The organism is Chelatococcus reniformis (assembly GCF_014640075.1).
GTDB lineage: Bacteria > Pseudomonadota > Alphaproteobacteria > Rhizobiales > Beijerinckiaceae > Camelimonas > Camelimonas reniformis.
Window position 1 is genome coordinate 110,638 of record NZ_BMGG01000008.1, and the last position, 18,072, is coordinate 128,709.

The window sequence follows — 18,072 nt, forward strand, 5'->3', positions numbered from 1 at the left end:
GCGATGGTGTCGGCCGCGCAGGCCGCGCGCCTCGCGGCCCTGCTGGCGAGGCCGCCGCTCGCCACCCTGCTCGATCTGCTCGATTGCGACGGTGAGGAGACCCGGGTCGTCGGCGGCGCGGTGCGCAACGCGCTCGTGGGCGCCGAGGTGCACGAAGTGGACGTGGCGACGACCGCCGTGCCGGCCGAAACCGTGCGGCGCGCCCGGCGAGCGAAGCTCAAGGCCGTGCCCACCGGCATCGAGCACGGCACCGTCACGGTGGTCGTCGCCGGCACGCCGTTCGAGGTGACGACCCTGCGCCACGACGTCGTGACCGACGGGCGCCACGCAAAGGTTCGCTTTGGCCGCGACTTTGCCGAGGACGCGGCGCGACGCGACTTCACCATCAACGCCCTGTCGCTCAGCCGCGACGGCACCGTGCACGACACGACCGGCGGTCTCGCCGATCTCGCCGCCCGCCGGGTCCGCTTCATCGGCGACCCGACGACGCGCATCCGCGAGGACTACCTGCGCACGCTGCGCTTCTTCCGCTTTCACGCGCAATACGCGACCGGCCCCATCGACGTCGCCGGCCTGCATGCGGCAATCCGTGAGCGGGCGGGGCTTGCGCGCCTGTCGCGCGAGCGGCTCCGTGCGGAGCTGTTGAAGCTGGTCGCGGCGCCCGGGGCAGCCGCGACGGTCGCGGAACTCTCGCACGCCGGCCTGCTGCTGGCGGTGACCGGCGCCGTGGCCGAACCCGGCCGGCTCACGGCCCTCGCCGGCCGCAGCGACACGCACGCTCATGATCCCATGTTGCGGCTCGCCGCCCTGCTCGTGCGAGTGCGGGAAGATGCCGACAATCTGCGTGAGCGGCTACGCCTCACCAACGCCGAGTACGCCAGGCTGCTGGACCTCGCCGCCTTACAGTCACGGCTGCGCAGCACCGACGGCCCGCTCGACCGAAGGGCGATCCGACGCCTGGCGGTGGACCATGGCGCACAGCCGGTGGCGGATGCCGCAGCCTTGCTTGCGGGCTGCGCGCGGCCCGCGCTGACCGCGGGCGGAACGGCGGCCCTTGCCGCCCTGGCCGCGGGCACGGAGGCCGTGCCGTCGTTCCCGCTCGGCGGGGCTGACGTGATCAATGCCGGCGTGCCGCCGGGCGCCGGCGTAGGCCGCGTACTCGCCCGCGCCCGGGGACTCTGGCTCGACGCGGATTGCCCGCTCGACGCAGAGACGATCGCCGATCTGCTCACGCAGAGTTTGCCTGCCCGCGACTCGCACTGATCCGGCCGCCGGACTACATTAAGCGCGTCCGGCCACCTCCATCCGTGCCGGAGCCGGAGCATGCGATGACTGACCGCGCCGACCGTCCGGCCGACGTCGCGAGGCGTCTGGCGGAGCGCCGCGACCGCTTCCTGCAGCGGCCGCCCAGGCGCGCGGCGGACGACGGCTGGCGGCGCGAGACCTTCACGCTGCCCCGCGGCGAAGCACGCGAGAAGGCACGGGAATGGTTCGCGCGCTTTCCCAAGGCCGCCTACATGTCGGAGGTGGAGAGCTGGCGCGAGCTCGCCGACGGGTCGATCGAGTTCACCATGCGGCGGCTGCCCACGGCGGATTGACCGGGCGACTTGCCCGCCCGCCATCGCAAGCCGCTTCAGTTGGCGAATCGGAAATGCAGGACGTCGCCATCGGCCACGACATAGTCCTTGCCCTCCAGGCGCAGCTTGCCGGCATCGCGCGCGCCGGCCTCGCCCTTGAGCCCGACGTAATCGTCGTAAGCGATGGTCTCGGCGCGGATGAAGCCCTTCTCGAAGTCCGTATGGATAACGCCGGCTGCCTGGGGCGCGCGGGTGCCGCGCGTGATCGTCCAGGCCCGGGCCTCCTTCGGCCCGACCGTGAAATACGTGACCAGGCCGAGCAGCTCGTAGCCGGCGCGGATGACCCGGTTGAGGCCCGGCTCGTCGAGTTCGATCGCCTCCAGATAGTCGCGCTGCTCATCGGCTGGCAGCACAGCGATCTCGCTTTCGATCTTGGCCGAGACCACCACTGCCTTGGCACCTTCGGCCGCGGCGCGCTCGAAAACCTTAGCCGACTGTGTGTTGCCGTCGTGGGCGGATGCCTCCTCGACGTTGCAGACGTAGAGGACGGGCTTGGCGCTGAGCAAGCCGAGCAGACGGAAGCTGCGCTCCTCCTCCGGCTTGAGCTCCACCAAGCGGGCAGGCTGCCCTTCGCGCAGCAGCACCAGAGCCCGCTGGATCAGGTCGAGCTGCTCCTTCGCCTCCTTGTCGGCGCCGCGCGCCTTTTTCTCCAAGGCGACGACGCGCTTCTCAAGGCTCTCCAGGTCGGCGAGCATCAGCTCGGTCTCGACGGTCTCGATGTCGGCGAGGGGGTCGATGCGGCCTTCGACATGGGTCACGTCCCCGTCCTCGAAGCAGCGCACCACGTGAGCGATGGCGTCGCACTCACGGATGTTGGCGAGGAACTGATTGCCGAGCCCTTCGCCCTTGGAGGCGCCGCGCACCAGCCCGGCGATGTCGACGAACGTGAGCCGGGTCGGGATGATCTGCGCCGATGCGGCAATGCCGGCGAGGCTGTCGAGACGGGCATCCGGCACGGCCACGTCGCCGACGTTCGGCTCGATGGTGCAAAACGGGTAGTTGGCCGCCTGGGCGGCGGCCGTCTGCGTCAGCGCATTGAACAAGGTCGACTTGCCGACATTCGGCAGGCCGACGATCCCGCATTTGAAACCCATGGAAACTCCAGCGCTCCGCTCGACAGACGGCGGCGTTCAGTCCGGTGGCGCAGCCCCGGCGCCCCGAGGAACGGGGTGTCCCGCAGCCATCCGCATTTTGCAATAGCCAGGATGGCCGAAGGAGGCTACCCATAGGACGAGCGCGGCGGTGCCGGGCGATGCCGAGCCCGGTTCGCGTGGCCTGCCCCCGAACGGCGCAGCGCAAGAGTGCCGCTGATGGCCTTTTCGAGCCGTGCGCGCTCGCGGCAGTGGAGCCGTGCACCGACAACTCGAAGGTTTCGGCTCCCGGAACCGATTGCTGGACGAACATGGGCCGTTGGCGCCAATTGAGCATCCTGATCGTCGAGGATGATCCGGTCTTCGCGTTGGAGATGACCTACGCGGTCGAGGACGCCGGCCATCGCGTCGTCCGCCACGAATCACGCTTCGCCGACGCCATCGAGGCGGCCCATCGCCTCAAGCCGGACGTCGCCTTCGTCGATCTCAACCTGTATGAGGGCCTGATCGGCCCGACCCTGGCGCGCCGCTTCGCGCGCGAGGGTCGGCCTCTGGTCATCTTCGTGACTGGGCATCCCGAGCACCTGCCGCCGGACCTCGCCGGTGCCTACGGCGTGCTGCGCAAGCCGGTCTCGCCGGCCGACCTCAAGGCCACCCTCGCCTTCCTTGCGGCCAAGCTCGACGGAGGCGCGGGGGCCAAACCCAACCAGCTGCGGCTCGCCGCCGAATGAGCCAGGAGACTCCATGACCGCCCCATCGACCGAGAGCGCTACGGCCACCGCAGCGCCCGCCGCCGATGTCGTGCTGCGCGCCGCCATCGTGCCGGTCACGCCGTTTCAGCAGAACTGCTCGATCGTCTGGAACGACGCGACCAAGCGGGGCGCCGTGGTCGACCCGGGGGGCGATTTGCCCCGCGTCAGGAAGGCGCTTGAACACTCCGGCGTCAGTGTCGAGAAGATCATTCTCACCCACGGCCATATCGACCACGCTGGCGGCGCCGCGGAACTCGCCGAGGAATTCGGCGTGCCGATCGAGGGGCCGCACCGGGAGGATCAGTTTCTGCTCGATCAACTCGTCGCCAGCGGCGCCGGCTACGGCATGACTGGGGTGCGCAACGTGACGCCGAATCGCTGGCTCGAGGAGGGCGACGTCGTGACCATCGGCGGCGCGCCTTTCGACGTGCTGCATTGCCCCGGCCATTCGCCCGGCAGCGTCGTGCTGGCGAACAAGGCCCAGCGCTTCGCCCTGGTGGGTGACGTGCTGTTCCAGGGCTCGGTCGGCCGCACCGATTTGCCGCGCGGCAGCCACGAGACGCTGATCGCCGGCATCATCGAGAAGCTGCTGCCGCTCGGCGACGATATTGCCTTCATCTGCGGCCATGGGCCGATGAGCACCTTCGGCCAGGAGCGCCAGTTCAACCCGTTCCTGACCTGACCTGGCCCCTCATCCACCACGCCGCAACTCGCGCGTCTCTCTGATCAGATGCTTCCATCCGATCGCATTGCCTAGAGCATTTCCGCGTTTCTTCGAATCGCCGAAACGCTCTATCTGTTTGATTTGTCGCGTTTTCTTCACGCGAACCGGCGTCCACTTCGCTCGAAAACGCTCTACCCCACGGCCACGAAGGCCTGGGCGATCTCGCCGACGAACGGCTTGAGGTGGAAGTTCTCCTCCGGCATCGCCCGCACGCGCCAGCCGGCCTTCTCGACCGCGACCGCGGTGACCGGCCCGACGGCGGCGACGAGCGTGCGCTCGAACGCGCTGGTCAGGGCGTTCCGCCGGCCGCGCCGGTCGGCGACCTCGGCCAGACGGCGCACCTGCGGGGCGCTGGTGAAGGCGATCATGTCGACGGCGCCCGCCACGATCTGCTCGATCGTCGCGGCCACGAGTTCCTCCTCCGCGTCCGACGCGTAGCGGTAGCAGAGGATCGAATCGACCTCGGCGCCCGCCTCCTTCAGCCAGGTGACGAGGGTATCGGGCTGTTCGGGATAGAGCTGAACGCCCACGCGCCGACCGCGCAGGTCGAGATCGGCCGCCGCGGCGAGCACGCCGTCCGTGGTGGCGGGCTCCGCGATGATCTGCGCCGACAGGCCGACCTCGCGCAGGGCGCGCTGCGGCTTGGGCCCGCGGCAGACGATGCGGGCGCGGGCGAAGCCCGCCAGCACCTCGGGCTGCACGCCGGCCCGGCTGGCGAAGCCGATCAGCCGACGCACCCCCTCGCCCGTCGACAGGAAGAGGTCGTCCATGGCACCCTCGGCCAGGCGGCGGAGCCAGGCGACGACGGGCGCCGGGTCCTGGGCATCGTGGATCGACACCAACGGACAGCGCACCGCCTGCGCGCCCTCCCGCTCCAGCATGGCGCAGAAGAGATCGAGTGACCGGCTTTCCGGCACCACGATGCGCCGTCCATCCAGTTTGCCCATGGCGTCCATCCTGTGCGAGGCCGGGGCTTGGGATCCCCGGCGGCGATCCGGTCTTGACGTCATCATGCCCATGGGCGGCGCGGGACGCCAGCACCCGCGCCTTTCCATCCGGCCGCCGGGCCGCTATGGAGCGCTGCCGATCGCCCTCGCTCCCCGGGGTCTCGACGGGCCCGACTCAAGGAGTGAAAGCTCTGGCGAACGAAAGGTTTGGCGCATGAGTACCGATGCCGCATCCATGGCGACGCCGCCCGACCGCCTGGCGGTCGATCCCGAAAGCCCCTACCACGACGAGGCGATTTTGCAGCGGGGCGTCGGCGTGCGCTTCAAGGGCGCCGACAAGACCAATGTCGAGGAATACTGCGTGAGCGAGGGCTGGGTCCGACTGACCGTCGGCAACACCGTCGACCGCAAAGGCAAGCCCATGACGGTGAAGCTGCGCGGCACGGTCGAACCGTATTTTCACGATCAGGCGTAGGGGCCGCGCCCCGGCCATCGTCTAACGGAAAGGCAGCCATCGCCAGAATGCGGGTACCGCCGCGCTCACCTTGCGCCTAAGTCGGCGCATGGACGATCCCGCGCCCACCTCCTCATCGTTCGTCTCGGGCACCAACACCGCCGCCGGCCCGAAGCCGTGGCGCATGACGTTATCGGCGCTCTGCTGCTACCTAATCGCCGTCGGCCTGGCGCGCTTTGCCTATACGCCGCTGATCCCAGCGCTCGTGCACGACCAGTGGTTCTCGGCCGCGCAGGCCGCCTATCTCGGGGCGGCCAATCTGGCCGGCTATCTCATCGGCGCCGTCCTGTCGCGGCGGCTCGCCGCCCTGGCGCCGACGGCGGCTCTGCTGCGCATCGCCATGGTGATCGCCGCCCTGAGCTTCTTTGCCTGCGCGGCACCGGCCCCCTTCACTTGGTTCCTTGTCTGGCGCGCCACCGCGGGCTTCGTCGGCGCGGTGCTGATCATCCTCGCCGCCCCGTTCGTGCTGCCCCACATCGCGGCGGAGCGCAGAGGTCTTGCCGCCGGCATGATGTTCGTCGGGCCGGGCAGCGGTATCGTGCTGGCCGGACTGGTCGTGCCCGAGTTGCTGACCGTCAGCCTGACGGCAACCTGGATCGGCCTCGGCCTGATCTGCGCGGTGCTGGTCGCCGTCGCCTGGTCGGGCTGGCCGGCCGAGCACCGCGCTCCGCCTACCCCGACCCGCGCGACCGACGGGCCCGGTGCCGACGCCGCCGAACCAGCACTCTGGCTGCTTGCCGCCGTGTACGCGATCTACGCCTTGAGCTCGGTGGGCCTCGTGCCGCACATGCTGTTCCTGGTCGACTATGTGGCGCGCGGGCTGGGCCGTGGCATTGTCGTGGGATCCTACCATTGGGCGCTGTTCGGCCTCGGCGCCATGATCGGGCCGCTGGTGGCGGGCGGCATGGGCGACCGTTTCGGCTTTCGCCTCACCCTGCGGCTGTCGCTCCTGATCCAGGCCACGGGCGTCGGGGTGCTGGCGCTAACGCCCCATCCGCTGGCGCTGATCGGCTCGAGCTTGCTCATCGGCGCGTTCATTCCAGCCATCTCGGTGCTCACCCTCGGCCGGATCCAGGAGATCACGACGGGAGCCACCGCCGCCAACGCCTGGCGGGTCGCAACGATCGGCTTCGCCGTCGGGCAAGCGGCGGCGGCCTACGGCCTCTCCTATATCTTCAGCGCAACCGAGAGCTATCGGCTGCTCTACGGCCTCGGCGCGGCGACGATCCTCGTCGCATTCGCCGTCGATCTGCTCATGGACGCGCTGGCGCAGCGCCGCGCCACGCGGGCCTGATGCGCTGGAGCATTTCCCGACCAGATGGGTTCATCTGATCCGTTAGAGATGATCGAAGTCTTTGAATCTGAATCGCTTTTCCATGATGGGGTGGTTCCATCCGGTCAGGAAGCGCTCTCGGGTCAGCCCTCACGCGCCAGCGCCTGGAGGCGGTAGAGTGTATCCAGCGCCGCACGCGGCGTAAGATCGTCGACGTCGAGCCCCTCCAGCGCCTCGCGCAACGGGTCGGGGCCGGGAGCGGCCGGCGCGGCCGCGGGGCGGCTGGCGACGGCCGCGAACAGAGGCAGATCATCGATCAGCGCGGCGACCGGCTTCTCGCGCTCGCCCTTCTCGAGCTCTGCCAGGATCAGCTTCGCCCGCTCGATCACCGCCGGAGGCAGCCCGGCGAGCCGCGCCACCTGGATGCCGTAGCTGCGATCGGCGGCGCCGGCCACTACCTCGTGCAGGAACACCACCTCGCCCTGCCAGTCGGTGACCCGCATGGTGACGTTGGCGAGCCGCGCCAGCCGCTCGGAGAGCGCCGTCAGCTCGTGGTAGTGGGTGGCAAAGAGCGCCCGGCAGCGGTTGCCGTGGTGCAGATGCTCGATGGCGGCCCAGGCGATGGACAGCCCGTCGAAGGTCGCCGTGCCGCGGCCGATCTCGTCGAGGATGACGAGGGAGCGCGGCCCGGCCTGGTTGAGGATTGCCGCCGTCTCGATCATCTCCACCATGAAGGTGGAGCGCCCGCGGGCCAGGTCGTCGGCGGCGCCGACGCGGCTGAACAGGCGGTCGACGAGGCCGATATGGGCGGACCGGGCGGGCACGTAGGCGCCCATCTGCGCCAGCACCACGGCGAGTGCGTTTTGGCGCAGGTACGTGGACTTGCCCGCCATGTTCGGGCCGGTGACGAGAAGGATGCGGCCCGCTTCGGTCCCGGCGGGCGGCGACAGGTCGGCGTCGTTGCCCACGAATGGCTGGCCGCCGCGGGCGAGGGCCGCCTCCACCACCGGGTGGCGTGCCCCGTCGAGCACGAAGGCCAAGCTGGCATCGACCACCGGGCGCACCCAGCGCCGCTCGACGGCGAGATGGGCGAGCGCCGCCGCCACGTCGAGAGCGGCGAGCGCGTCGGCGGCCGCCTGGATCGCCGGCGCCGCCCCTGTCAACTGGGCGGTCAGCGCCTCGAAGACGGCGAGCTCGATCTTCAGCGACCGATCGGCGGCCGAGGCGATCTTGGCCTCCAGCTCGCCGAGTTCCAGGGTCGAGAAGCGCATGGCGCCGGCCATGGTCTGGCGATGCACGAAGGTGGCGTTGAGCGGCGGCTTGACGAATTCCTCGCCGGCCGTCTGCGGCACCTCGACGAAGTAGCCGATCAGGTTGTTGTGCTTGATGCGCAGCGTGCGACAGCCGGTGTCGGCGCCGTAGCGCGCCTGCAGCCCCGCGATGAACTTGCGGCTGTCGGCTTGCAGCAGCCGCGCCTCGTCGAGCCCGGCGTCGTAGCCCGGCCGCACGAAGCCGCCGTCGCGCTTCAGCAGCGGCAGTTCGTCGGCGAGGGCCGCGTCGAGCGCATCGGCGAGGGCCGGATCGAGCCGGCGGAGCGCGTCGGCCGCCTCCGTCAGTTCCACGGCGATCTCGGTCTCCGCCCCCAGCAGCGCGGCGATCTCGCCGGCCGCCGCCAGTCCCTGGCGCAGCGAGGCCAGATCGCGCGGACCACCGCGCCCGAGCGTCAGCCGCGACAGCGCGCGCGCCATGTCGGGCGTCGCCTTGAGGGCCGCGCGCAGGCGCTCGCGCAGGATCGTGTCATCGACCAGGCAGGCGACCGCCGCATGGCGGCGGGTGATCAGTGCGAGGTCCGTCGACGGGCCGGCCAGACGCTCGGCGAGCAGGCGGCCGCCGCCGGGGGTAAGCGTGCAGTCGATGGTGGCGAGCAGGCTCCCTGCCCGCTCGCCGCCGAGCGTGCGGGCGAGCTCCAGGTTAGCGCGCGTGGCCGCGTCGATGGCGAGCGTGGATCCGGCGGCGGCCCGCCTTGGCGGCGCCAGCGACGGCCGGGCGTCGAGCTGGGTGCGCGCCACATAGGCGAGCGCAGTGGCGGCCGCCACGATCTCGGCGCGGGAGAACGCGCCGAAGGCGTCGAGGGAGGCGATGCCGAAATAGTCCTTCAGCCGCCGCTCGGCGGAGGCGGGGTCGAGCCCGTCTCGGGCGATCGGCGTCACCAGCACCTTGAGGTCGCGCCACAGCCCGGCAAGCTCGGGATCATCATAGATGGTGTCGGCGACGACGACCTCGCGCGGATCGAGCCGGGCAAGCTCTGCCCCGAGCCCGGCGGCCAGCGCTTCGATGACGCTGAACCGCCCGGTCGAGATATCGACCGCGGCCAGCGCGTAGACGTGCGCATCGTCCGAGACCCGCCGCCGCGCCACGGCGACGAACAGGCTGGCGCGGGCCGGATCGAGTAGGCGGTCCTCGGTCACCGTGCCCGGCGTCACCAGCCGCACCACGTCGCGCTTCACCACCGACTTGCCGCCACGCCGCTTGGCCTCGGCGGGATCCTCGGTCTGCTCGCAGACCGCGACACGGTGGCCGGCGGCGATGAGACGTTCCAGGTATTCGTCGGCGCGGTCGACCGGCACGCCGCACATGGGGATGTCCTCGCCCAGGTGCTTACCGCGCTTGGTCAGCACGATGCCGAGGGTGCGCGACGCCTGTTCGGCATCACCGAAAAACAGCTCGTAGAAGTCGCCCATGCGGTAGAAGAGGAGCGACTGCGGATGGCCCGCCTTGATCTCAAGGTACTGCGCCATCATCGGCGTGACCCGCACGTCGGCGGCTGCCGCGGCGCCGACGGCGGGCGACTGAGGGTCCGCCTCTTGGCGGGTGGGAGCGGAGATCCTTGCGGTTGAGCTGGCCATGGCGCGACGACGCTAAAGCCGAGGCCGGCGCAGTGGCTACCCTCTTCGTGGGGCTCCGCGGCCGCCATCAACAGGCGCGTGCGGCCGGGATTTCTGTTGCAGTGCGCAACAAATTCATTGGTGCCGCCGCTTGAGGGCATTGCATCGCCTGCGTAAGGTCCGCGGCTCGCAGTCAGAGGGGCGCCGCCGGCGCCCGCTCTCCCCGTCCGCCCCCGCTCGCACCATCGACCGCGACAACGAGCACAGAACCGAGCCATGACCGATCAGCCCACGCGCCGACCGACACGCGCTACCTTCACCGACCAGGAAGCGCTGCTGTTCCACTCCCAGGGCCGGCCGGGCAAGCTCGAGATCATTGCCACCAAGCCGATGGCGACGCAGCGCGACCTGTCGCTCGCCTATTCGCCGGGCGTCGCGGTGCCGGTGCTGGCGATCGCCGCCGATTCGAGCAAGGCGTTCGACTACACCGCCCGCGGCAATCTGGTCGCGGTGATCTCGAACGGCACCGCGATTTTGGGGCTGGGCAACCTGGGGGCGCTCGCCTCCAAGCCGGTGATGGAAGGCAAGGCGGTGCTGTTCAAGCGCTTTGCCGACGTCGATTCGATCGACCTCGAGGTGTCCACCGAGGACCCCGACGAGTTCATCAACTGCGTGCGCTACCTGGGTGCCTCCTTCGGCGGCATCAACCTGGAGGACATCAAGGCGCCGGAGTGCTTCATCATCGAAGAGCGCCTGCGCGAATTGATGGACATCCCGGTCTTCCACGACGACCAGCACGGCACCGCGATCATCGCGGCGGCCGGCCTGATCAACGCCTTGCACCTGACCGGGCGCGACGTGAAGAGCACCAAGCTGCTGGTCAACGGCGCGGGCGCGGCCGGCATCGCCTGCGTCGAGTTGATCAAGGCGATGGGCTTCGCCCCCGACAACGTCATCCTGTGCGACACCAAGGGCGTCATCTACCGTGGCCGCACCGAGGGCATGAACCAGTGGAAGTCGGCGCACGCGGCGGAGACCGATGCGCGCACCCTGGAGGACGCCTTCGTCGGCGCCGATGCGGTCATGGGCCTGTCGGTCAAGGGTGCCTTCAGCGCCGACATGATTCGCTCGATGGCGCCGAACCCGATCATCTTCGCCATGGCCAACCCGGACCCGGAGGTGACGCCGGAGGAGGTCGCCGGCATTCGCGACGACGCCATCGTCGCCACCGGCCGTTCGGACTATCCGAACCAGGTCAACAACGTGCTCGGCTTCCCCTACATCTTCCGCGGGGCCCTGGACGTGCGCGCCACCGCCATCAACATGGAGATGAAGATCGCCGCGGCGGAGGCCCTGGCGGCCTTGGCGCGCGAGGACGTGCCCGACGAGGTGGCGGCGGCCTACAAGGGGGCCCGGCCGCGCTTCGGCCGCGACTACATCATCCCGGTGCCGTTCGATCCGCGCCTCATCCACACCGTGCCGCCGGCGGTCGCCAAGGCCGCCATGGAAACCGGCGTCGCCCGCCGGCCCATCGTCGACACCACCGCCTACAAGAACCAGCTCTCGGCCCGCCGCGACCCCGTCGCGGGCACCTTGCAGCGCATCTTCGAGCGCGTGCGCCGCTATCCCAAGCGGGTCGTCTTCGCCGAGGGCGAAGAGGAGCAGGTCATCCGCGCCGCCATCTCCTTCGTCAACCAGGGTCTCGGCACGGCCGTCCTGGTCGGCCGCGAGGACCGCGTGCAGGCGACCGCGCGCGCCGCGGGCATCGAGCTCGACGGCCGCGAGGGCCTCGAGATTCACAACGCGCGGCTATCCAAGCGCAACACGGCCTACGCCCAGTTTCTCTACGACCGGCTCCAGCGTCGCGGCTTCCTGCTGCGCGACTGCCAGCGGCTCATCAACCAGGACCGCAACCACTTCGCCGCGGCCATGGTGGCGCTCGGCGACGCGGATGCGGTGGTCACCGGCGTTACCCGCAACTATTCGCTGGCGCTCGAGGACGTTCGCCGCGTCATCGATCCCAAGCCTGGCCACCGCGTCATCGGCGTCTCGCTGGTGCTGACGCGGGGCCGCACCGTGCTCGTTGCCGACACGGCCATCACCGAGATGCCGGACGAGCGGGAGCTGGCGGAGATCTCGATCGAAGCGGCCAACGTGGCCCGCCGTCTGGGCTACGAGCCGCGCGTCGCCATGCTCGCCTTCTCCACCTTCGGCCAGCCGGAGGGCGAGCGCTCGGAGCGCGTGCGCGAGGCGGTGAAGATCCTCGACGGCATGCGCGTCGACTTCGAATACGACGGCGAGATGGGCGCCGACGTGGCCCTCAACCGCGAGTTCATGGCTCAGTATCCGTTCTGCCGGCTCACCGGTCCGGCCAACGTGCTGGTCATGCCGGCGTTCCACTCGGCTTCGATCTCGACCAAGATGCTGCAGGAACTCGGCGGCTCGACGGTCATCGGCCCGCTCATCGTCGGCCTCGACAAGCCCGTGCAGATCGTCTCGCTCGGCGCCCGCGACAGCGACATCGTCAACATGGCTGCGTTGGCGGCGTTCAACATCGGCGGCTGAAGCGTTCCCTGACGGCATGGAGCGGGGGCCGACGCTCCTGGCTCTCGCGTTGCCCACGGGATGGCGGGCGAGCATGCCCGCCATCCCTGAGCACATCAGCCGGTCCGCTCGATGATCGTGATGATCTTGCGCGTGCCGGGCTCGATGATGACGATCTGGTCCCGCACCACGATGTAGCGGTAGCGGCGCCATTCCGGCACGATGCGCACGATCTCGGCGGGGACCGCATGCAGCTCGATGGTCGTCGGCACGACTGTGCCGGTGGAGACCGTGAAGTTCACGTTCGTGGTCGGCTCGACCTTCACGCTCGAGAACGAACGTGTGATCTGGGTGCGCTGCTCGGTCGTGATGTTGACATCCCGTCCGATGCTGCCCGTCTGATCGCGAGGGCCCATTTGCCCGCGAGCACCCGGCTCGTCCATCGCCCCTCTCCTGTCGCCCCGACCGGCGTCACCCGATTGGCCCGGTCGCGTCTCGGCGCTCGAGGCCGGAGGACGACCAGGTTGCCCCCGGGCGGGCGTATCGGCGGATTTGGAGCCCGTTGCGCCAGTGTCGGCGCCCGGCTGCGCCGAACGCGGTGCGGGCGAGGCCGGATTGCTCCGCTCAGTGCCGGCGCCCATGCCGGGCGACCGTTCCTGGGCTGGGCCGCCCGGCCCGCCCATGGCAGGTGACTTCGGGCCTGAGCCACCGCCCACCCCTGACGATGCGGGGCTGCCGGGTGAAGCTGCCGGACCACCCGTGCCGGCGCCGCCGGCGCCTTATCCAAAACTCCCGGCCACGCTCAAAGATAAAGCCGCCAAAGCGACTGTCGAGAGAAGACCGTAACGCATATCGCTCCTCCTCTTGCCTATTTCGGCTGACCAAGGAGATGGCGGAAGATACAGGCACCAACTTAAGCCTGGCGTAGCAATCCCATATCTACCCCATCCAGGCGATGAACGCTGTCCAAATACATCTGTTCCGATTCTATCCCCTAAATGTGAAGATGAATTTGAGCTAAACAACAACGTTACATTCCATTTAGTAATGTTTGGCGATAGAGCATCGGGCCGTCTCTCGGACATTGGCCGGCACACCTCCGGAAGCTTCGGCCGAACGGCGAAGCTTCCGACCCCTGGTCCCGCTCATAGGCAACGGTGCTCCAGCTATAACTTCGCGGGCGCCCCGACAGCCTTCGCCTCTGCCGCCGCAAGGGCTGCGGCGAGGTCCTCGTATTCCTCGCTGTCCCTGCCACCGATCGCCTCGATCGCCGCCAGTTGCTCGCGTGCGAGGTCGATCTTGCCCTGGCTGACGTAGGCTTCGCCCAGGTATTCGCGCACCTGCGCGTAGCGGGGATCCAGCGCCACCGACTTGAGATAGTAGCCGATGCCCTCGTCGACCCGGCCCAGCTTGCGGGTGGCATACCCGCGGTAGTTCAGCACCTTGGGCGTGTTCTGATCCTTTACGAGCGCGAGCACCTCGAGCGCCTCGTCATAACGCTCGGCCTTCTTGGCGAGCACATAGGCGTAGTCGGCGAGCGCATCGTCACTCATGACCCCGGCCCGCGCCTTGACGCACTGGCGCGCGCCGGCGCTGTACACCTCGCCGCGCGGGCAGGTCTCCGCGTCACCGCCGCCACCTCCGCCTCCCCCGCCGGCCGCCAGGGCGGTGCCGCCCGCCAAGGCAAGTGCCAGGGCAGCTGGCCAGACGGCCGTGGCGCGCCAACCGGGGGCGCGCCGATACATCCCGTGCAAGGTCCTGCTCATTGTGTCCTCCATTGGAAGCTGTCGCTGGCGGAAGCCGCCGCGGGCGGCCTCGGGCCGCCGCGTTCCCGTCGGCCGCCCCGGGGGACAGACAGCGCCCGACCGCCCTCTATTCCATCGATAGCGACATCGTGAGCGGCGGGCGGCCGACGGGTGCGCTGGCGGCCCTTGCAGGGCGGTGACCGGCCACGATGCGCGCGCAAGCGCCTGCGGGCGACAAACGGGCGACAGAAATTGCGCGGCGCTTGTCGGATGCAGCCGGGGCCGCTCGTCCTTAGCTCAGCGATCAGGAGAGGAGACCTAGATGCCTTACGTCGACGGATTCGTGCTGGCGGTGCCGAAGGAGAAGCTGGAGGCCTACAAGGAGCTCGCACGGCGGGCCGGAGATGTCTGGAAGGATCACGGCGCCATCGCCTATGTGGAGTGCATCGGTGACGACGTGCCCTACGGCGAGTTGACGTCGTTCCCGCGGGCCGTGCAGGCCAAGGACGACGAGGTCGTCGTTTTCGCCTGGATCGTCTACGAGTCCCGCGAACAGCGCGACGCCATCAATGCCAAGGTCATGGCCGACCCACGGCTCAAGTCCGACCCTGCAGCCATGCCCTTCGACGGCAAGCGCATGATCTTCGGCGGGTTCAAGAGCTTCGTGGAGCTGTGAGCCGCTGGACGCCCGCTCTCCGGCTCTGACGAGCCGGGCGGCGTCAGCGCAGCGGGCCGGATGCCAGGCTGCGCTTGTTCTCTTCGTCGGCGCGAGCGCCGTGGCCCCGAACGGGCGCCGGCGCTCGTGGGGGCTCCCGGCACCGTAGGCGATGGCAAAGGTCCCTGCGCCCTACCGCCGCTTCTTGGACGGCTTGTTGGACGGCTTGGCGAGCGCGTGGACATGGGCTGTGCGCAGGGCTGCCTCGAGTTCCGCTTCGCTTAGTTCGGCCAGTTGCGCCGTCGTCCAGCCACGCCGTCCCCAGGCGTTCGGAATGGCCGAGAACGCCTCGGGCGCCACTAGGCACTTGAACTCCTGCTCGTCGGGCGAAAAGTTGAAGTTGGCGCTGCGGCCGTCGCCCGCAAGCGTCGCATAAATGCGGGCGACCTTGAATGCGGTCCGATCGAAATGCGGCGCGGCGGTCGTCCCGTCGAGCGCCAATGCCAGACGCCGCAAATCCTCGCCCGTCGCCACGTGATCCGCTCCCTGTCCGGACGCCTCGCGGACCATCGGCCCGCGAAGCGCAAGCGGAGGCGCCGCACGCAGACGGAGGGACCTTCGCTCCCGCGCTTGATCTTAGCATCGATTTGCCCGCCTTCGGGCCGGATGTCTATTCGTCGACGCGCGTCAGGTAGGACGCGACCGACTGCGGCTCGGAGATCATGGCGACGATCTTCATCTGGGCGATGTTGCGGTGGAGCGCTGCGCCAAGATGGGCCTCCAGCATGGCGGCTGCGGCGTCGATGGAGCCGCGGAGCAGCAGTTCGACGATCAGGCGGTGCTCGGTCAGCGCCGTGCGGTCGCCGGGAAGGCCCAGCCGCCGCAGCAGCCGCTCGGACGCCAGCACCGGCAGCAGGTTGTTGCGGATCAACTCGTTGAGCTTCTCGTTCGGCGTCGCCAGCACGCAGGTCTCGATCAGCAGCACGTCGAGCTCGGTGGCGGCGGCGCCTCGCGAGGGACCGGCGGCGGCCTCGGCCGCACGCAGCTCGTCGAACAGCACCGACAGGCGGCCGCGGTCGAGCCGCGGCGCGGCTGCGCGCAGGGCCGGGGGCTCGAGCATGTGCCGGATGGCGTAGTGATCCTTGATCGTCTGCGCCGTCAGCGGCCCGGCGATCCAGTGCGAGCTCCGGTTCTTGCGGACGAGGCCCCGCTCCTGGAGACGCCCGAGCACCTCGCGCACCACCGTGCGACTGACGCGGAAGTGCTCGGCCAGTTCGGTTTCGATGATGCGGTACTTGCCGAATACTACGCAGCCGGCGACATCCGCTTCCACGGTATTGTAGATGCGCGACCAGGAGGTGCGGCTGGCGAGCGCCTCGCCCGCACCGTGCGGCAGAACCAGACCGAGCGCCTTGATGTCGCGCCGGATCGGCGCGATGGCCTGGCCCGGCGCCCCGACGAGGTAGCCCCGCCCGTCGAAGCGATGCACCAGGCCGTCGGCGCTGAGGCGTTGCAAGGCGCGCTGCACCGGCGCGCGCGAGGTACGCATGATGGCGGCGATCGGCCCTTCCAGCAGCACCAGTCCGCGGGGCAGCCGCTGCTCCATGATGTTGGCGCGGAGCACCTGCTCGATGACCTCGTGGCGCGCCGGCGCCTTCGATGTTCTTGCCTGCGCCATCCCGCCTGAACCTGACCGATCGTGTCCCGCTAGGCCGTTCTGCGCGCCAACAGCCAAAAATGAATATTGCATACTATATGCTGTTTGGCGGCGGCCGTTCAAGCAAGCCGGGCCGCGGCTCCAGCGCCGCCTCCAGCGAGCACCAAGGGCTCTCCCGTATCCAACTCTTCGATAGCTTCTATTTGCTAAACAGAAGAGAGCCGGTGTCATCGCAGCGCGGATGGCACGAGCTGCCCCGGCCGGTCCCACGCCGCGCGTCCCGCCGGCGGCTTTGCTCGCGGATTGAGCGGGATGGTCGCTTTTTGTCGAGCGATGCCAAAACAAAGTCCATTGAATACAAAATGCACTCGTATTACGCTTTCCTCAGGTGAGGTCCAGAGCCTCGCAGCTGCACCAAAGGGTCGCCTGCCGGCGAATCTCCGGCGCGATTGCACGACAGTTCGTCGTCTGTCGATCCGCGACTGACGACTTGAATTTGCTTATCTGTGCGCATCGAAAGCTTGTTGATCGCTGACAACACCCGATCGACCAGGAGAGCCGCGTGGCGACAATCCTCAAGCTCGACAATGTCTCCAAGCTCTACGGCAGCTTGCGCGCCCTGGACGGCGTGACGCTGAGCCTGCCTGACAACGCCTATATCTCCCTGCTCGGTCCGAGCGGTTCGGGCAAGACCACGCTGCTGCGCGTCATCGCCGGCTTCGAGCGCCAGGACGGCGGCGGGGTCCTTCTGGCCGGCGAGAGCCTTGATGGCGTGCCGGCTCACCGGCGCAATATCGGGTTCGTCTTCCAGAACTTCGCGCTTTTCCCCCACCTGAGCGTCGCCAGGAACATCAGCTTTGGGCTGGAGAACAGCGAGGGCACAGCTCGGCCCTCGGCCGGCGTCATCGCCGCCAAGGTCCGCGACATCGTCGCGCTGACCGGCCTCGGCGGGCTGGAGGAACGCGGCGTTGCCCAAATTTCCGGCGGCCAGCGCCAGCGCGTGGCGCTGGCCCGCACCCTCGTCACAGAGCCTGGGTTGGTGCTACTGGACGAGCCCCTGGGCGCACTCGACGCCAACCTGCGCACCCGCATGCGCGACGAGCTCCGCGCCATCCGCGAACGCCTCGGCGTCACCTTTCTGCATGTGACCGGCAGTGAGACCGAAGCGCTGGCCATGGGCGACAGCCTGATCGTGCTGGACCGCGGCCGCATCGGCCAGATCGACGCCCCGGATACCGTCTACAACCGCCCCGCATCGCCCGCCGTCGCCCGCTTCCTCAACTGCTACAACCTGTTCGAGGGCAGCCTCGGCGAGGGCGCCTTCGTCGGCCCCGCCGGCCGCTTTGCGCTCGACGCGGCGGCAGCGGCGTCCAAGGGCGGCGGACCGGCCTATGCGGTGCGCCACGACCGTATCGAGGTGCGCCCGCCAGCGGCGCCCGCGGGCGCCGACGAGGTGCGCATCGAGGGCGCCTTCGTCGCCAGCGAATACACCGGCGCCACGCAGCTGTCGTTCTTCCGGCTCGACGACGGGCGCCTTGTCGAAGTCGAGGCCCACCTGAGCCACCGCAGCCCCGCCGCCTATGGCGCGGACGAGCGCTACGGCCTGGTCTGGAAGCGCCGCGACGCGCTCGTCTACGCCTGATGCTGC

16 protein-coding genes are annotated in these 18,072 nt (G+C 69.3%); 9 read left to right on the forward strand and 7 right to left on the reverse strand.

The features are described 5' to 3' along the window. Positions 1-3 precede the first annotated feature (3 nt). Together IEW34_RS21375 and IEW34_RS21380 are read left to right on the forward strand one after the other, a co-directional pair. A complete protein-coding gene (locus tag IEW34_RS21375; RefSeq protein WP_188611508.1) occupies positions 4-1,263 on the forward strand; it encodes a CCA tRNA nucleotidyltransferase in 1,260 nt (419 codons plus the stop codon). A 65-nt stretch (positions 1,264-1,328) separates the two neighbouring features. Then, the gene (locus IEW34_RS21380; RefSeq protein WP_188611261.1) at positions 1,329-1,598 is read left to right on the forward strand and encodes a hypothetical protein; all 270 of its coding nucleotides are present in this window, start codon (positions 1,329-1,331) and stop codon (positions 1,596-1,598) included. 35 nt (positions 1,599-1,633) lie between these two features. Here IEW34_RS21380 and ychF read toward each other — a convergent pair whose 3' ends face one another. Beyond that, positions 1,634-2,731, reverse strand: coding sequence for a redox-regulated ATPase YchF (ychF, locus tag IEW34_RS21385; RefSeq protein ID WP_188611262.1), 1,098 nt, complete (start codon positions 2,729-2,731; stop codon positions 1,634-1,636). Positions 2,732-3,039: 308 nt separating this feature from the next. Here ychF and IEW34_RS21390 point away from each other — a divergent pair, with 308 nt between their 5' ends. Both IEW34_RS21390 and IEW34_RS21395 read left to right on the forward strand, forming a co-directional pair. Then, a complete protein-coding gene (locus tag IEW34_RS21390; RefSeq protein WP_188611263.1) occupies positions 3,040-3,459 on the forward strand; it encodes a response regulator in 420 nt (139 codons plus the stop codon). Between the two features lie 13 nt (positions 3,460-3,472). Beyond that, positions 3,473-4,162, forward strand: a complete 690-nt coding sequence (locus IEW34_RS21395; protein WP_188611264.1) for an MBL fold metallo-hydrolase — start codon at positions 3,473-3,475, stop codon at positions 4,160-4,162. Positions 4,163-4,335: 173 nt separating this feature from the next. Here IEW34_RS21395 and IEW34_RS21400 read toward each other — a convergent pair whose 3' ends face one another. Continuing rightward, entirely contained in the window at positions 4,336-5,151 is an 816-nt protein-coding gene (locus IEW34_RS21400; protein WP_188611265.1) for a uroporphyrinogen-III synthase, read from the reverse strand. A 214-nt stretch (positions 5,152-5,365) separates the two neighbouring features. On the opposite strand from IEW34_RS21400, the gene IEW34_RS21405 reads away from it, so the two are divergent. Both IEW34_RS21405 and IEW34_RS21410 read left to right on the forward strand, forming a co-directional pair. Continuing rightward, positions 5,366-5,626: a DUF3297 family protein gene (locus tag IEW34_RS21405; protein ID WP_244642125.1), complete on the forward strand. Its 261-nt coding sequence runs from the start codon at positions 5,366-5,368 to the stop codon at positions 5,624-5,626. Between the two features lie 88 nt (positions 5,627-5,714). Further along, on the forward strand, positions 5,715-6,959 hold the full coding sequence (locus IEW34_RS21410; RefSeq protein ID WP_188611266.1) for a YbfB/YjiJ family MFS transporter: 1,245 nt from the start codon (positions 5,715-5,717) through the stop codon (positions 6,957-6,959). Positions 6,960-7,081: 122 nt separating this feature from the next. Here IEW34_RS21410 and mutS read toward each other — a convergent pair whose 3' ends face one another. Then, complete coding sequence (gene mutS, locus IEW34_RS21415; protein WP_188611267.1) at positions 7,082-9,844, reverse strand: DNA mismatch repair protein MutS; 2,763 nt, start codon at positions 9,842-9,844, stop codon at positions 7,082-7,084. Between the two features lie 255 nt (positions 9,845-10,099). On the opposite strand from mutS, the gene IEW34_RS21420 reads away from it, so the two are divergent. Continuing rightward, positions 10,100-12,388 (forward strand): NADP-dependent malic enzyme, encoded by a 2,289-nt coding sequence (locus IEW34_RS21420; RefSeq protein ID WP_188611268.1) that lies wholly within the window; start codon positions 10,100-10,102, stop codon positions 12,386-12,388. Positions 12,389-12,483: 95 nt separating this feature from the next. On the opposite strand, the gene IEW34_RS21425 is transcribed toward IEW34_RS21420, so the two are convergent. Then, positions 12,484-12,810, reverse strand: a complete 327-nt coding sequence (locus IEW34_RS21425) for a DUF1236 domain-containing protein (protein WP_188611269.1) — start codon at positions 12,808-12,810, stop codon at positions 12,484-12,486. 723 nt (positions 12,811-13,533) lie between these two features. After that, positions 13,534-14,133: a tetratricopeptide repeat protein gene (locus tag IEW34_RS21430; RefSeq protein ID WP_210324554.1), complete on the reverse strand. Its 600-nt coding sequence runs from the start codon at positions 14,131-14,133 to the stop codon at positions 13,534-13,536. A 301-nt stretch (positions 14,134-14,434) separates the two neighbouring features. Between IEW34_RS21430 and IEW34_RS21435 the strand changes: the two genes are divergently transcribed. Beyond that, positions 14,435-14,788 carry a DUF1428 domain-containing protein gene (locus IEW34_RS21435; protein WP_188611270.1) on the forward strand — a complete coding sequence of 118 codons (354 nt, stop codon included), beginning with the start codon at positions 14,435-14,437 and terminating at the stop codon, positions 14,786-14,788. Between the two features lie 171 nt (positions 14,789-14,959). On the opposite strand, the gene IEW34_RS21440 is transcribed toward IEW34_RS21435, so the two are convergent. Beyond that, on the reverse strand, positions 14,960-15,301 hold the full coding sequence (locus IEW34_RS21440) for an MmcQ/YjbR family DNA-binding protein (RefSeq protein WP_188611271.1): 342 nt from the start codon (positions 15,299-15,301) through the stop codon (positions 14,960-14,962). A 136-nt stretch (positions 15,302-15,437) separates the two neighbouring features. Continuing rightward, positions 15,438-16,445 carry a GntR family transcriptional regulator gene (locus tag IEW34_RS21445; RefSeq protein ID WP_188611272.1) on the reverse strand — a complete coding sequence of 336 codons (1,008 nt, stop codon included), beginning with the start codon at positions 16,443-16,445 and terminating at the stop codon, positions 15,438-15,440. A 541-nt stretch (positions 16,446-16,986) separates the two neighbouring features. Between IEW34_RS21445 and IEW34_RS21450 the strand changes: the two genes are divergently transcribed. Continuing rightward, positions 16,987-18,066 carry an ABC transporter ATP-binding protein gene (locus IEW34_RS21450; RefSeq protein WP_188611273.1) on the forward strand — a complete coding sequence of 360 codons (1,080 nt, stop codon included), beginning with the start codon at positions 16,987-16,989 and terminating at the stop codon, positions 18,064-18,066. Positions 18,067-18,072 lie beyond the last annotated feature (6 nt).